This window comes from Massilia sp. CFBP9012 (assembly GCF_034045115.1).
GTDB lineage: Bacteria > Pseudomonadota > Gammaproteobacteria > Burkholderiales > Burkholderiaceae_D > Telluria.
The window spans coordinates 76,611-92,028 of sequence record NZ_JAXCWM010000016.1 but is presented as its reverse complement, the minus strand read 5'-3'; the positions used below and the strand labels follow the sequence as shown (position 1 = coordinate 92,028).

Genomic DNA, 15,418 nt, shown 5'->3' with positions numbered 1-15,418 from the left:
AATGACCGAGTTCAAGGACAGCGACCGCGAGATCCACCAGTTCCGGATGCGCCTCACGGCGCTGGTGGCGCTCGTCTTCATCTGCTTCGGCCTGCTGGTCGCGCGCGTGGTCTGGCTGCAGGTGCTGCACCACGACCAGTACGCGGCGCAGGCCGAGGACAACCGCATCGCGCTGGTGCCGATCGTGCCCAACCGGGGCCTGATCGTGGACCGCAATGGTGTGGTCCTGGCGCGCAACTATTCCGCCTACACGCTCGAGATAACGCCGTCGAAGCTGCAGGCCGACATGGAATCGGTGATCGACGAGCTGGCCAAGCTGGTGGCGATCGATGCGCGCGACCGGCGCCGCTTCAAGCGCCTGCGCGAAGAGTCGCGCAGCTTCGCCAGCGTGCCGCTGCGCACCCGCCTGACCGACGACGAAGTGGCGCGCTTTACCGCCCAGCGTTTCCGCTTTCCCGGCGTCGAGGTGCAGGCGCGCCTGTTTCGCCAGTATCCGATGGGCGAGGTGGCCTCGCACGTGATCGGCTACATCGGCCGCATCAACGCCAAGGAAGCCGCCACGATCGAAGAGGGCGACGACGCCGCCAACTACAACGGCACTGACCACATCGGCAAGGAAGGCGTCGAGAAGCGCTACGAGCGCCAACTGCACGGCGTCACGGGCTACGAGCAGGTGGAGCGCTCGGCCGGCGGCCGCGCGATCCGCACGCTCAAGCGCACGGCGCCGGTCCCGGGCAGCAATCTGATCCTGTCGATCGACATCGAGCTGCAGAAGATCGCCGAGGAAGCCTTCGGCGACCATCGCGGCGCGCTGGTGGCGATCGAACCGTCGACCGGCGACGTGTTGGCCTACGTTTCGCGGCCCGGCTTCGATCCGAACCTGTTCGTCGACGGCATCGACTACCAGAGCTGGAACGAGTTGAACACCTCGCTCGACCGGCCGCTGATGAACCGTCCGCTGTCGGGCACCTATCCGCCCGGTTCGACCTTCAAGCCCTTCATGTCGCTGGCGGCGCTCGAGATGGGCTACCGCCGTCCTCAGGACGCGATCCGCGACCCCGGTTTCTTCATGCTGGGCGGGCACCGCTTCAACGACGACAAGCCGGGCGGCCACGGCATCGTCAATATGTACCACTCGATCGCCCACTCCTGCGACACCTATTACTACCAGCTGGGTAACGAGATGGGGATCGACAACATCTCCAAGTTCATGCGCGAATTCGGTTTCGGCCAGCCGACCGGGATCGACCTCGATCATGAAAAAGTCGGCGTGCTGCCGTCGAAGGAATGGAAGGCCGAGCGCTTCAAGCGCAACCGCGCGGCCCAGAAATGGGTGGGCGGCGACACCATCTCGATCTCGATCGGGCAGGGCTTCAACCACTACACCATGCTGCAGCTGGCGCATGCGACCGCGATCCTGGCCAATGACGGCGTGGTGATGAAGCCGCACCTGGTCAAGATGGTCGAGGACGGCATCACCCGCGAGCGCACCCTGACGGTGCCCAAGGAAACCCGGCGCCTGGCGATGAAGCAGGAGCACCTCGACTTCATCAAGGATGCGATGGCCGGCGTGATGCGCGAAGGCACCGGACAACGCGCCTTCTCCACCGCCGCGTACACCTCGGCCGGCAAGACCGGCACCGCGCAGGTGATCGGCCTGCGCGGCAAGAAGTACGACGCCAATGCAATCGACGAACGCCATCGCGACAACGCGCTGTTTACCGCCTTCGCGCCGGTCGAGCAGCCGCGCATCGCGCTGGCGATGGTGGTCGAGAATGCCGGCTTCGGCGGTGTCGTGGCAGCGCCGATCGCACGCAAGGTGCTCGATTACGCGCTTCTCGGCAAGCGTCCGGCGCCACCGCCGGAACCGAAGGAAGGCGCTCGTCCCGTCACCGTCAAGAAGGCTGCGCCGGCCGCCGCGCCAGCCCCGGCCCCGGCCCCGATTGTCGCCGCCGCGGCCCCCACCGCCACCACCCGAACCGAATAAGCCATGGCCCATATTCCAGAACGGCGCTCGCTGCGCCGCCGCCTGCGCCCGTACTTCATGGTGTTCGACCTGCCGCTGACCCTGATCCTGGCGATGCTGGTGACGATCAGCATGGTCACCATGATGTCGGCCGGCGCCGATTTCCCTGACCGGGTCGAGCACCAGATCCGCAACTTCCTGCTGTCGTTCGCGGTGATGTGGGTGGCCGCGAACATCGCGCCGCAAAACCTGATGCGGCTGGCGGTGCCGGTTTACGCGATCGGCGTGGCCCTGCTGGTCGCGGTCGCGATGTTCGGCCTGATCAAGAAGGGCGCGCAGCGCTGGCTGCACATCGGCGTCATCGACATCCAGCCGTCCGAGATCATGAAGATCGGCGTGCCGCTGATGCTGGCCTGGTACTTCCAGACCCGGGCCCAGGTCGCCGGCTGGCGGCACTACATCGTGGCCGCCGTGATCCTGATGATCCCGGTCGCCCTCATCATGGAGCAGCCCGACCTCGGCACCTCGCTGCTGGTCGCATCGTCGGGCCTGTACGTGATCTTCCTGGCCGGCCTGTCGTGGAAGGCGATCGCCGCGGTGACGGTGAGCGTCCTGGCCTTCCTGCCGATCGGCTGGTCGATGATGCACGACTACCAGCGCCAGCGGGTGATGACCCTGATCGATCCGACCTCCGACCCGCTGGGCAAGGGCTTCCACATCATCCAGTCGATCATTGCGATCGGCTCCGGCGGCATGGCCGGCAAGGGCTATATGCAGGGAACCCAGGGCTATCTGGAATTCGTGCCGGAACGCACCACCGACTTCGTGTTCTCGGTGTATTCCGAGGAATTCGGCCTGATCGGCAACCTGTTCCTGCTGTTCGTTTACCTGCTCCTGATCGGACGCGGCCTGATGATCGCGGCCAATGCGCCGAACACCTTCGGCCGCCTGCTGGCCGGCTCGATTGCGATGATTTTCTTTACTTATGCCTTCGTCAATATGGGCATGGTCTCAGGGATATTGCCTGTCGTGGGGGTGCCGCTACCCTTCATGAGTTATGGCGGTACGGCCTTTATCACGCTCGGCCTTGGCGCCGGCATATTGATGAGTATTCAAAGACATCGTAAACTGGTACAGACTTAGACTCTGATAAAGGACAGCCAATGGGCGTTCGTACAAGCTTCCTGGCGGTCATACCGGTTGCCATTTTAGTATCGGCGTGCAGCAGCACGGGAGAGCACAAAAAGCTCAATCCTTTCCCCTGGCCACATAAACCAAGCGCCAAGCATGGCAAGGCGCCGCAGCTGCCGGCCGCCAGGTCGGGCCGCGGCGGCTATTACAAGGACGACGGCCCGGGCGACAACATCCCCGACGGCCTGCTCGACGTGCCGGACGCCGTGGTCAAGGCCGAGCCGTTCAACAAGTGGACCAGCCGTCCCTACACGGTGCTGGGCAGGACCTATACGCCGCTGGGAAATGACGTGCCGTATAGCGCACGTGGCGTCAGCACCTGGTATGGCGTCAAGTTCCACGGCCAGCGCACGGCGTCCGGCGAACTGTACGATATGTACAAGATGACGGCCGCGCATCCGACCCTGCCAATTCCGTCCTATGTGCGCGTGACCAGCCTCGATACCGGTAATTCGGTGGTGGTGCGCATCAACGACCGCGGTCCCTTCCACGCCAGCCGCATCATCGACGTCTCGTATACGGCGGCGCTCAAGCTCGGCCTGCTGGGCAAGGGTAGTCACGAAGTCGAGATCGAGCGCCTGTTCCCGGGCGATCCGATCGTCCCGCCGGCGCAGATCGCGGCGGTGCGCCGCGAAGTCGCATCGATCGCGCAGTCGGCGCCGCCCGAGATCGAGGCGCTGATGCTCGAAGATCGTATCCATTCCGACAGCGCGGCGCTGGTGAGGCAGGCCGAGCCGGCTGCTTCCGAGCCGGCATCAGCTTCTGTCCCTGCGGGCGCCGGCCGCTATTTCATCCAGTTCGGCGCCTATGGCCGGGCCGGCACCGCCGAGGCGATGGGCGAAAAGATCACCAATGCCGGCGTCGAGCTGGGCAAGCTGGAGGTGGTGAAGGTGGGTTCCCTGAACCGCCTGTATGGCGGCCCCTATGCCAGCCGCGCCGAAGCGCTGGAAGCCATGCGCGCGCTGCCGGCCAGCCTCGGCTTCAAGCCGATCGTGGTCCAGCGCTGATCCGGCCGGCTTTGCCATCCAGAAAATCCAAGCACCATTGAAAATGGCCGGCGAACCGGCCATTTCCTGAAGCGGAAAAGAACCGCTTATGCCTGGGCGGCGTTGCGGCGACGGCGCAGGAAGCCGATCGCGGCCAGGCCGGCGCCTGCCAGCAGGACGCTCGATGGCTCAGGCACTTCGCCCGGCTCTTCGACTGGATCTTCGACCTTGGTGTAGTCCAGCACGAGGCTGCTGCCGGTCAGCAGCAGGTCGCCGACGACTTTCAGGCTCAGGCTCAGGTCACCGTTGTTGAACAGCTGGTTGATCAGGTCCCGGTCATTGATGGTGCCGGTGATCGAGAAGCCGCCCGTGTAATCCTGGGTCACGATGGTGGTTTTGGTCTTCACGTCCGACTTGTAATAATCGCACCAGAACAGGAAGCAGTCCTTGCCGTCGACGACGCGCTGGGATTTCGTACCGCCGTTTTCGCTCTTCTCGTTGTATTCGGTCGCGCCGCTGCCGAGCACCAGGTCGCCGAACGACAGTTGTGCGGTTTCTTGTTTGCTGGTCTTGGTGATCGTATGGCCGACATCGACCGTGCGCAGGTAGGCACCGAGGGAGTTCGACCACTTATAGTTGCCAGCGTGATAGCTGGTCTGCTTCGGGTCGCTCGTCTTGAAGGTGCCGCCGTTGTCGAGGAAGGCGAACGAGAACGTCAGGCTGTTCAATTCATACTTGCCTTCGAGGTTCGATTTGAAGACGGTATCGTAGGTCTTGCCCGACAGGTTGGTGCCGAACGAGCCGTCCAGGTTGATGGTTTCGGCCGAGGCCGAGGTCGAGAATGCGCAGGTGACGGCGAGCAGTGCGGCGATGATGGTCTGTTTCATGGAGATCCCCTTGGAATTAAATTTTAACAACACACTTTGACTTAGAGCAAATTGCGTGCCAGAAACATAAGTGTCTGTTTTAATTACAGTTATTTTCTATGGGAAATTTTTATGTAAAGAAATTCGACATCTATGCGGGAGTGGCCGGATGGCGAGTTGCCGAAAAAAAAACGCACCACAGGTGCGCTTCCAGGCGAGCGGATGACGACGCCGTCAGTCGCAGTCTCGCAGCCCCGCATTCGGATAGTCGTCGGCGATGCCGGCCAGCCTGGCGCGCAGCGGCGGTTCGATCGCCCGGTACTGGTAGCCCGCGCGCATGACCTGCGGCCCGCGCGGCAAGATCTGCACGCCGCGCACGCCCTGGCGCTGCAGCTGTGCCACCAGCTTCTGGGCCGCGCTGTCGGTCTTGAACACGCCCAGCGAAATCGCCCAGCGCAGCGGCGAGTCGCCCTGCATGATGTAAAAATTCTCGACACCACTTTCCTTGAGCTCGGCCGCGCGGCGCTGCGCGCCTTCACGGCCGCCGTTCGGCGGCAGGTAGACCAGGCGGCTGGTCACTTCCTGGAAGGGGATCTCGACCCGTGACTGGCGCGCCGCGATGTCCAGGCTCGCGACCCGCGCTTCGAAACGGCGGGCGTCGGCCGCGCTGAAAGGTCCGGTCTGGACGCAGGCAACCAGGTTGGCCGCGACGGCAACCGGCGCCGCCGGCGTCGGCGTTGGCGGCGTCGGGGCAGCCTCCTGCGTGGCCTCTTCGGCTTCTTCCTGCTCGGCCTGGTCCAGCGCACGCTTGGCCTCGACCGCCGTCAGCTGCGTGATGCGTTCGGGCGCCAGCTGGTTCTTCAGCCGCGCCGGCTCGCGCTCGCCGGCCCCGGGCTGGCCGAGCACACCCTGGCCATAGGCCAGTAGCGCCGCGTTCGCGGCCAGCAGCGCCCAGAATACGAATTTCAGCAAGGCGTTCCCCCTTTCGTCGATGCGGCCGCCGCCTGCAGGCCGACCAGCACGATATTATCGACCAGAAGGTGCGCGATCTTGAGCGCCGGCGCGATATGCGGCGCCGCGCCGCCCGAGACGATGCAGGCAGTGGCCCGGTGGCCGGCCACCGCACGTTCGATCGCGCCGGCCTGGGCCGACAGCACGCCAGAGAGAATCGCGTCGTTGGTATTGTCGCCAAACAGGGCGGGCAGGGCGCCCGGCGCCACCTGCGGCAGCTGTGCCGTATTGCTGGCCAGGCTGGACGCCATCAGGGCCAGGCCGGGAAGAATCATGCCGCCCAGGAACAAGCCATCGGCGCTGACCGCGTCGATCGTGGTCGCGGTGCCGCAGGTGGCGACGATCAGGTCCTGGCCGGGCGCCAGTGCGCGTGCGCCGATGGCGGCGGCGAAGCGGTCGCAGCCCAGCCGGCCCGGCTCGCGGTAGCCGTTGCGCAGGCCGGCGCGCTCAAAAGTGGAGGCGAACCATTCGACCTCGATCCCCTCCGGCAGCAGGGCCGCGATGCGCGTGGCCAGCTGCGGACCGGCCACGTTCGACACCAGCGCGCGAGTCACGCCGGCCAGCGCCCACTCGGCTGCCGCTTCATCGAGCCCGGCGTGCAGCACGGCGCCGTGAAAGCGCCACATGCCGAGGGCGCTCGCATCGTCGGCCAGCGCCCACTTGACGCGGGTATTACCCGCATCGACCAGCAGCATCATGTCTTCACCCGCAGCGACACGTCGCCGGCCATCACGGTGATCCGGCCCTCGGCCGTGTCGAGCAGCAGGCGGCCGCTGTCGTCGACGCCGGCGGCGCGGCCCTCGTGCCGCACCGTGCCCTGGTCGAGCAAGACCACGGTTTCTCCCTGCCATGCGTGGCGCAGGTTCCAGCGCGCGGCGAAGGCCGCGAAGCCGCGTGTGGAAAATTCCGTCAGCGCCGCGGCCAGGCCGTCGAGCAGGGTCGCCATCAGGACATCGCGCTCCATGCGCGCCAGCCAGGGCACACCGGCGGCGCTGCGGCCCAGCTGCGCTTCCATCTCGTCCGGCATCAGGAGATTCAGGCCGATGCCGATCACGGTCCAGGTGCCGCCGCCCGGCGCGGACTGGGTCTCGACCAGGATGCCGGCCAGCTTGTCGCCATCCTTGAGCAGGTCGTTCGGCCATTTCAGCTGGACCTGCTGGCCCAGGCCAGCGAGGGTCTCGGCCAGCGCCACGCCGATCGCCAGCGGCAGGCCGGTAAGAAGCTGCGGGCCGCCGTCGAATTTCCATGCCAGCGAAAAGGTCAGCGAACCTTCGGGCGAAGACAGCCAGCTGCGGCCGGCGCGGCCACGGCCGGCGCTCTGATGTTCGGCCACCAGCAGCAATGGTGCAGGCAGCAGGGCGGCGCGCGCCAGCAGGTCGGCATTGGTGGAGCCGGTCTGCGCCACGACTTCGACCGCCACGCCGGCCTTCGACAGCGCGCGGATGCCGTCGGCGTTCATGCTTCCCCCTGGGGTTGTTTGGTCGGCGCGCGCGCGAACAGGCGGTCGAACACGAAGTTGGGCAGCAGGCGCAGCAGCTTGGCGACCGCGCCCATCTGCCAGGGCAATACACGGTAGCTGTCGCCGCGCGCGATCACGGCGGCGGCTTGCGCCGCGAAGCGGTCGGCGGGCATCAGGAAGGGCATGGGAAAACGGTTCTTGCTGGTCATGGGGGTGTCGATATAACCGGGAGCGATCGTCACCACCCGGATGTTGGTGGCGCGCAGCTCGAGCCGCAGCGCTTCGCAGTAGCTGTGCACCGCGGCCTTGCTGGCGCAGTAGGCGCCGGCGCCGCGCATGCCGCGTACGCCCGCCACGCTGCCGATGCCCACCAGGCGGCACGGCGTCGCCTGCTGCCGCATGGCGGGAATGAACGGGGCGAAGGTGGCGACAGTGGCATTCATATTGGTGGCGAACACCGCGTCGAACACGGCCAGGTCGGCCGCGCGGTCGGTGAGGGTGCCGTGCGAGATGCCGGCGCTGGCGATGACGACGTCGGCGCCGCCGTTGGCGGCGATGAAGTCATGCGCGGCGGCGGCCAGGCCATCGCGGTCGAGCACGTCGACCGCATAGATGTGATGCCGTTCGGGGTAGGGCAGCGAGGCGGCCAGCGCAAGCAGGTGGTCGCGGCGCCGCGCCAGCAGGCCGAGCGTGGCGCCGCGCGCGGCGTATTCGCGCGCCAGGGCGGCCCCGATGCCGCTCGAGGCGCCGGTGATGAAGACGCGCTCCGTCCGCGTCATCGTGGGATCAGCGCTGGTTGCGCACGATGGCGACGTCGATGCCGCTGTCGAGCAGCTTGGCGCGCGCCTTGTTGACGGCTTCGACTTGCGTGTAAGGGCCCACCCGCACCCGGTGCAGCACGCCGCTGTCGGTCGTGCGGTCGCTGATGGCGGCCTCGAAGCCGAGCAGGGCCAGCTTGGCGCGGGTGTTCTCGGCATCCGACATTTCACGGAAAGCGCCGGCCTGCAGGTAATAGATATAGCCGTCGGTCACGGCCGCGGCGCCGGGGGCGGGAGCGGCGGTGTTGACCGGGGCCGGCGGCGGTGGCGGCGCGCTCGGACGCGGCTCCTGCATGCCGGCGATGGCGGCGCCCAGCGGGTCGGAATCGGGCTGCTGCTGCGGCGCCTTCGGCACGGTCGCCGGTGCGCTCGGCTGGGCCGGCGCCTGTGGCACCGGCACCGGCGCCCGGTTGCCGTACATCGGCTTGTTGGGATCGGACGCCTGGCTCGGCTCGAGGTCGGCCGGGCGGCCCATCTTGTTGGAGCGGTCGGTGAACGGCGAGGCGCCCTTGGTGATCACGAGTGCGACCGCCACCGCGATACCCAGCCCGATGATCAGGCCGATGATGATGCCGGTCAGGGTGCTGCCGCGCTGGTAGCGTTGGCTAAGCTTCGATACGGTACGGATGACGGTCATGACGCTTTCTGGTGATGAGACGTTGGGCTTGGTGCTACCTGCGCTTTACATCTTGTCCGGCGCCGAGACGCCGATCAGGGCCAGGCCGTTGCGCAGCACCTGGCGGGTGGCTGCGGCCAGCGCCAGGCGGGCCAGCTTGAGCGACTCGTCGTCGTCCAGCAGCCACTTGTGCGCGAAGTAGTAGCTGTGAAGTTCGCCGGCCAGGTCGCGCAGGTAGAACGCGACCTGGTGCGGGCCGAGTTCGGCCTGCGCGCGCTGCAGCATCTCGGGGTAGGCGGCCAGCTTGGCCAGTAATTGCGACTCGTGCGATTCGGTCAGCGGCGACAGATCGACCTTGGCCAGGCTGGCGACGTCGCCGCCCCAGTTGGCCAGCGCCGAGCAGATGCGCGCGTGGGCATACTGCACGTAGTAGACGGGATTTTCGTCATTGGTCGCGAGGGCGACGTCGACGTCGAACACGAACTCGGTGTCGGCCTTGCGCGAAATCAGGAAGAAACGCACCGCGTCGCGGCCGCGCGTGACGTCGCCATTGCCCGACCATTCGATCAGGTCGCGCACGGTGACGTAGGAGCCGGCGCGCTTGGAGATCTTGACCTCTTCGCCGTTCTTCATCACGGTGACCATCTTGTGCAGCACGTAGTCGGGGTAGCCCTGCGGGATGCCAATGTTCACCGCCTGCAGGCCGGCGCGCACGCGCGCGATGGTGCCGTGGTGGTCGCTGCCCTGGATATTGATGGCCTGGTCGAAGCCGCGGCGGAATTTCTGGATGTGGTAGGCGACGTCGGGCACGAAATAGGTATAGGTGCCGTCGGACTTGCGCATCACGCGGTCCTTGTCGTCGCCGTAGTCGGTGGTCTTGAGCCACAGGGCGCCGCCGTCTTCATAGGTTTTGCCGGCATCGACCAGGGCCTGCACCGCCGTCTCGACCTTGCCGTCGGCGTACAGCGACGACTCGAGGTAATAATTGTCGAACTTGACGCCAAACGCTTGAAGATCCTGATCCTGCTCGTTGCGCAGGTAGGTGACCGCGAAGCGGCGGATCGATTCGATGTCGTTCACGTCGCCGCTGGCGGTGCTTGGGGCGCCGTCGCTGGCCGACACGGTCTGCTTGGCCAGGAAATCGGCCGCGATGTCGGCGATGTAGTCGCCGTTATAGGCAGACTCGGGCCATTCGGCGTCACCCGGCTTGAAGCCGCGTGCGCGCGCCTGCACCGAGGTGGCCAGGGTGGCGATCTGGACGCCGGCGTCGTTGTAGTAGAACTCGCGGGTCACTTCGATGCCCTGCGATTCGAACAGCGACGACAGCGCATCGCCCAGCGCGGCCTGGCGGCCGTGGCCGACGTGCAGCGGACCGGTCGGGTTGGCCGAGACGAATTCGATGATCGCATGGTGGCCGCTGGCGGCGCCGGCGCGGCCGAAGGCCGCACCCTGCTCGAGGACGTCGCGCACTACCGCCTGCTTGGCGGCGGCGGCCACGCGCAGGTTGATGAAGCCCGGACCGGCGATGTCCGCCGATTCGATCAGGCCCTGCGCGCCCGGCTCGGCCTGCAGCGCGGCGACCAGGCGGGTGGCCAGTTCGCGCGGATTGGTCTTGAGCTGCTTGGCCAGCTGCATGGCGATATTGCAGGCGATGTCGCCATGCGAGGGATCGCGCGGACGCTCCAGCACCACATTGGGGGCCAGGTCGGTGCCGGCGACGATCGGGGCGAGGGCTGCCTGGAACAGGGCAACGATTTGTTGTTTTTGTTGGGCGAGCATGGGAATGGTCGAAAAAAGTAGGTGCTGGACGGCGCCTGAAAAGCAGGCAAACAGTGCACATTATACTAGTTTGATGCCACGCTTTGGCTGGCCACGGCGTTCGCGATTGGCGGTTCAACAACCATATTAAGCGTCGCCAAAGGCATAACCGTTACAATGGGAACCCATTTTCGCAACATTTTATTCGCCATGACTGACAAGCGTCCAACGCTCTCCCTGAAACCCAAGGCCAGGCCCGCCGCCGACCGGCGCACCGCGGGCACGGTCGGCCGCAATCCGGGGCAGGGCGGCCAGGGCGCCGCGGGTCGTGGCAGCGGCAAACCAGGACCGGCCGCGTCTGGCCAGCCGCGTCCGGGCAATCCCGACAGTCGTCCGGTCGGCAAACCGCCACGGGTGCAGGGCGGCGACTTCCCGGGCCAGTCGCGTCCGGCGCGCGAGGAACCCCGGCTGCGCGAGAGCCATGAAGTGAAAGTCGCGCCACAGCGCGACTTCCGTCCCGACCTCAAGTCCGACTCGCTGGCACTGGCGCTGCTCGGCGCCGCCAGTGCCGTGGCGCGCGTGCGCGGCGGCAGTGCGCTGCCGCAGGCCCTGGCTGCCGTATTCGCCGCCTACGACGCCACTCCGCAGGCGCGCGGCGCGATCCAGGATATCTCCTACCGCACCATGCGCCAGCTGGGCCGCAGCGAGACCCTGCTGGGCCTGATGACGAGCAAGGCGCCCGAGCCGCCGATGCTGGGCGGCCTGCTGGCTGCCGCCCTCTCCCTGCTCGATACGCCCGAGGGCCAGGCCGCCCCCTATGAAGCCTTCACCGTGGTCGACCAGGCCGTCAGCGCGGCCGCGGCCCATCCCGATTTCGCCCATGCCAAGGCCATGGTCAACGCCGTGCTGCGGCGCTTCCTGCGCGAGCGCGAAGCGCTGGTCGAGCAGGCCCTGCGCGAGCCGCTGGCGCGCTTCAATTATCCGCAGTGGTGGATCGACACCATGCGCGCGGCCTATCCGCAAGAGTGGGAGTCCGTGCTCGCGGCCGGCAACGTCCATCCGCCGCTGACCCTGCGCGTGAATCGCCGCAAGCTCGATGTCGCCGCCTATCTGGACACCCTGAACGACGCCGGCCTGCAGGCCGAACAGGTGGGCTTGACCGCGGTGCGCCTGGCCCACGCCGTCAACGTGGCCCAGATTCCGGGCTTCGCCGATGGCATGGTGTCGGTGCAGGACGCCGGCGCCCAGTTGGCCGCGCCGCTGCTCGACCTCAAGGACGGCATGCGCGTGCTGGACGCCTGCGCCGCCCCTGGCGGCAAGAGCGGTCACATCCTCGAGACGGCCGATGTGCAGCTGACCTCGGTCGACACCGACCCGGCGCGCCTGGCGCGCGTGGGCGACAACCTGGGCCGCCTGGGCCTGGACGCTACCCTGCTGGCCGCCGACGCCGGCAGCCGCGATTGGTGGGACGGCCGTCAATACGATCGTATCCTGGCCGACGTGCCGTGCACCGCCTCGGGCATCGTGCGCCGCCACCCGGATATCCGCTGGCTGCGCCGCAAGTCGGATACATCCCAACTTGCAACACTTTCTTCCAAAATACTCGACAATCTTTGGCAGATGTTGCTGCCCGATGGTAAATTGCTGTTCGTGACATGTTCGCTCTGGCCCCAGGAATCGGAGGCGCAGGCAGCCGCTTTCGCGGCTCGCCATGACGCGGTCCGCCTCGACGCGCCGGGCCAACTCCTGCCGCTCGGCGGCGCCGGACAGGATCATGACGGTTTGTTCTACGCCCTGTTCCAGAAGAAAGCGGCGTAAGTTCTTTTACACTACGCGCATTTTTTAAGGCCCCGGCTCACCCGTGACGTTACGACTTTTACGCCTCCTCGCCTGCCAGCTGTTGTTGGCGCTTGCGTGCGTTGGTGCGTGGGTACCGGCGCGGGCGGCCGACGGGATCGAGATCGCCCGCGCCGCGATCGAAGCCAGCGACGACGGCTACCGGCTCAACACCGTCTACGATTTCGAGCTCAATAGCGGCCTGCGGGATGCGCTCCAGCACGGCGTGCAACTGCATTTCACCACCGAGATCGAGCTGGTGCGGCCGCGCTGGTGGTGGCGCGACGAGCGGGCGGTGTCCGCCAAGCGCACCATCCGCATTTCCTATGACGTGTTGACGCGCCAGTATTACGTGACGGTGGTCGGCTCGTTCCAGGAACGCTTCCAGACCTTCGAGGACGCGATGTTCATGGTGCGCCGGCCGACCCGCTGGCTGATCGCGCCCAAGGGCAAGCTCAAGCAGGGCGAAGTCTACGAAGTCTCGCTGCGCATGTATATGGACCGCGAATACCTGCAGAAGCCGCTGCAGGTCAATGCCTTCAACGATTCCGACTGGCGCCTGACGTCCAGCCGGAAGACCTTTACCTATCGTGCAGAGTAGACCGGTCAACCAGGTCTTGCGCTACGCCCTCGTCGTGGGCGCGGCCGTGGTGTCCATCCTGCTATTCCTGCTGGCCTCGGCCTCGGCCAATTCCGAATTCCTCGGCCGCTACTACGCCTGGCTGATCGGCCTGAACGGCACGGTGGCCTTCATCTTGCTGATCTTCGTCGCGGTCGCCCTCGGCCGCCTGTATTCGCGCTACAAGGCCGGCAAGTTCGGCTCGCGCCTGATGGCCAGGCTGGTGCTGCTGTTCGCCGGCATCGGCATCCTGCCCGGCCTGGTCATCTTCATCGTGTCGGTGCAGTTCGTCTCCCATTCGATCGACTCCTGGTTCGACGTCAAGATCGAGTCGGCCATCGAGTCGGGCCTGAACCTGGGCCGCGCCGCGCTCGACGAATCGCTGGCCGAACTGGGCGCGACCGCGCAGACCGCCGCCGCCACCCTGGCGGGCCAGGGCGACATGAGCGCGCAGCCGGTGCTGGCACGCCTGCTGGCCGACACCAGCGGCCTGCAAAGCGCGATGCTGGTCGACGAGAAGGGCGCGGTGCTGGCCGCGGCGCTGGAAGACCGCGGCGCCAACCTCGCGGCCGACGCGCCCAACGAACGCATGCTGCGCAGCGCCGCCATGCCGGGCGGGTATGCGCTGGCCGAAGGCGGCGTCGACCGCGACCTGAGCGAAGAAGGGCTCGACGGCGTCTCGAGCGCGCTCGACGCCGTCACGGGCCTGCGCCTGCGCGTGGTGCTGGCCGTGCCCGAGCCGCCCGGCGCGCCGCAGCGTTACCTGCAACTGCTGCAGTCGGTGCCGGTCAACCTGGCCTCGAACGCCGAGGTGCTGCGCTCGGCCTACAGCGAATACCGCCTGCGCCTGGAAGCGCGCACCGGCCTGCGCAAGATGTATATCGGGATGCTGTCCCTGACCCTGCTGCTGGCGATCTTCGGCGCCGTCGGCAGCGCCTTCCTCATCGCCAGCAACCTGGCGCAGCCGCTGCTGGTGCTGGCCGAGGGCACGCAGGCGGTGGCCGAGGGCGACCTGTCGCCGCGGCCGATCGTCCAGACCAAGGACGAACTGGGCACGCTGACGCAATCGTTCAATGCCATGACCGGCCAGCTGTTCGAGGCCCGAAGCGCGGTCGAGCGTAACCGCGCCGCGCTGCAAAGCGCCAAGGCCCACCTCGAATCGGTGCTGGCCAATATGTCGGCCGGCGTGATCGTGCTCGACGCCGAAGGCCTGGTGGTGAACTCGAACGACGCGGCCTATCGTATCCTGCAGGTGGAACCCGGCGCGATGGCCGGGCCGCTGGCCCGGATCCCGGGCCTGGAACACTTCTCGAACTGCATCACGCGCGCCTTCTCGGCCCAGAGCGCGCACTCGGCGGCCGAGCGGCGCAAGCGCGCGCACTGGCAGCAGCAGATCGAGATTCCGCGCCGCGGCAACGGCGACGAGCACGACCACGACCTGGTGCTGCTGGCGCGCGGCTCGCGCCTGCCGGTGGGCGCCGACAGCGGCTTCATCGTGGTGTTCGACGATATCTCGGACGTGATCACGGCCCAACGCTCGGTGGCCTGGGGCGAAGTCGCGCGGCGCCTGGCGCACGAGATCAAGAACCCGCTCACGCCGATCCAGCTGGCGGCCGAGCGCATGCAGATGAAGCTCGAGCACAGCCTGCCGCAGAAAGAAGCCGAGCTGCTCAAGCGCGGCACCACCACCATCGTCAACCAGGTCGACGCCATGAAGCGCATGGTCGACGATTTCCGCGACTATGCGCGCACGCCGCCGGCCATGCTCGGGCCGCTCGACCTGAATGGCCTGATCGAAGAAATCCTCAACCTTTACCTGGCCGAAGACGGCAATGACGTCATCCACGCCAGCCTGGCGCCGAACCTGCCGCGCGTGATGGGCGACGCCACCCAGCTGCGCCAGGTGATCCACAACCTGGTGCAGAACGCCCAGGATGCGCTGGTCGACCGCGGCCCGGATGCGCCGCCCCCGCGCGTGGACGTGAGCACCGAGGCGATCCACTACACCGGCGCCGACGGGCTCGCGGGCACCGCGGTGCGCCTGGCGATCGTCGACAACGGCCCCGGTTTCGCACCGCGCATTTTGGCGCGCGCCTTCGAGCCGTATGTCACCACCAAGGCCCGCGGCACCGGCCTGGGCCTGCCCATGGTCAAGAAAATCGTGGACGAACACGGCGGCCGGATTGACGTCGGCAACCGTACAGATGGAGCTGGCGCAGCGGTCTCGATTTTGCTGTTAAAGTTATCCCAAGACTCGGCCCCATCAGGAAACTTGGCTTAAGTGCAAAAAAA

The 15,418-nt window shown here is 66.8% G+C and carries 13 protein-coding genes; 6 read left to right on the top strand and 7 right to left on the bottom strand.

Annotated features, from left to right (window positions below):
- Position 1 precedes the first annotated feature (1 nt).
- The 3 genes from mrdA to SOM61_RS23105 are packed head-to-tail and all read left to right on the top strand — an operon-like array spanning position 2 to position 4,164.
- Positions 2-1,987 carry a penicillin-binding protein 2 gene (gene mrdA, locus SOM61_RS23115; protein ID WP_320476257.1) on the top strand — a complete coding sequence of 662 codons (1,986 nt, stop codon included), beginning with the start codon at positions 2-4 and terminating at the stop codon, positions 1,985-1,987.
- Positions 1,988-1,990: 3 nt separating this feature from the next.
- Positions 1,991-3,109 (top strand): rod shape-determining protein RodA, encoded by a 1,119-nt coding sequence (rodA, locus tag SOM61_RS23110; protein ID WP_320476256.1) that lies wholly within the window; start codon positions 1,991-1,993, stop codon positions 3,107-3,109.
- 20 nt (positions 3,110-3,129) lie between these two features.
- Positions 3,130-4,164, top strand: coding sequence for a septal ring lytic transglycosylase RlpA family protein (locus tag SOM61_RS23105; protein ID WP_320476255.1), 1,035 nt, complete (start codon positions 3,130-3,132; stop codon positions 4,162-4,164).
- Between the two features lie 86 nt (positions 4,165-4,250).
- On the opposite strand, the gene SOM61_RS23100 is transcribed toward SOM61_RS23105, so the two are convergent.
- The 7 genes from SOM61_RS23100 to argS form a co-directional block, all read right to left on the bottom strand.
- A complete protein-coding gene (locus SOM61_RS23100; protein ID WP_320476254.1) occupies positions 4,251-5,030 on the bottom strand; it encodes a PEP-CTERM sorting domain-containing protein in 780 nt (259 codons plus the stop codon).
- A 213-nt stretch (positions 5,031-5,243) separates the two neighbouring features.
- The gene (locus SOM61_RS23095; RefSeq protein ID WP_320476253.1) at positions 5,244-5,981 is read right to left on the bottom strand and encodes an SPOR domain-containing protein; all 738 of its coding nucleotides are present in this window, start codon (positions 5,979-5,981) and stop codon (positions 5,244-5,246) included.
- Positions 5,975-6,718, bottom strand: a complete 744-nt coding sequence (locus SOM61_RS23090) for a type III pantothenate kinase (RefSeq protein ID WP_320476252.1) — start codon at positions 6,716-6,718, stop codon at positions 5,975-5,977. The genes SOM61_RS23095 and SOM61_RS23090 overlap by 7 nt, the downstream gene beginning before the upstream one ends.
- The gene (locus tag SOM61_RS23085) at positions 6,715-7,479 is read right to left on the bottom strand and encodes a biotin--[acetyl-CoA-carboxylase] ligase (protein WP_320476251.1); all 765 of its coding nucleotides are present in this window, start codon (positions 7,477-7,479) and stop codon (positions 6,715-6,717) included. Before SOM61_RS23085 ends, SOM61_RS23090 begins: the two co-directional genes overlap by 4 nt.
- Positions 7,476-8,258: an SDR family oxidoreductase gene (locus tag SOM61_RS23080; protein ID WP_320476250.1), complete on the bottom strand. Its 783-nt coding sequence runs from the start codon at positions 8,256-8,258 to the stop codon at positions 7,476-7,478. The genes SOM61_RS23085 and SOM61_RS23080 overlap by 4 nt, the downstream gene beginning before the upstream one ends.
- 7 nt (positions 8,259-8,265) lie before the next feature.
- Positions 8,266-8,934, bottom strand: coding sequence for an SPOR domain-containing protein (locus SOM61_RS23075; RefSeq protein ID WP_320476249.1), 669 nt, complete (start codon positions 8,932-8,934; stop codon positions 8,266-8,268).
- 45 nt (positions 8,935-8,979) lie between these two features.
- Positions 8,980-10,692, bottom strand: coding sequence for an arginine--tRNA ligase (argS, locus tag SOM61_RS23070; RefSeq protein WP_320476248.1), 1,713 nt, complete (start codon positions 10,690-10,692; stop codon positions 8,980-8,982).
- Positions 10,693-10,881: 189 nt separating this feature from the next.
- Between argS and rsmB the strand changes: the two genes are divergently transcribed.
- From rsmB to SOM61_RS23055, 3 genes are read left to right on the top strand one after another with little or no spacing between them, the layout of a single operon-like run.
- Positions 10,882-12,489, top strand: coding sequence for a 16S rRNA (cytosine(967)-C(5))-methyltransferase RsmB (rsmB, locus tag SOM61_RS23065; RefSeq protein WP_320476247.1), 1,608 nt, complete (start codon positions 10,882-10,884; stop codon positions 12,487-12,489).
- A 43-nt stretch (positions 12,490-12,532) separates the two neighbouring features.
- Complete coding sequence (locus SOM61_RS23060; RefSeq protein ID WP_320476246.1) at positions 12,533-13,108, top strand: DUF4390 domain-containing protein; 576 nt, start codon at positions 12,533-12,535, stop codon at positions 13,106-13,108.
- Entirely contained in the window at positions 13,098-15,407 is a 2,310-nt protein-coding gene (locus tag SOM61_RS23055; RefSeq protein ID WP_320476245.1) for a sensor histidine kinase, read from the top strand. The genes SOM61_RS23060 and SOM61_RS23055 overlap by 11 nt, the downstream gene beginning before the upstream one ends.
- Positions 15,408-15,418: the final 11 nt, after the last annotated feature.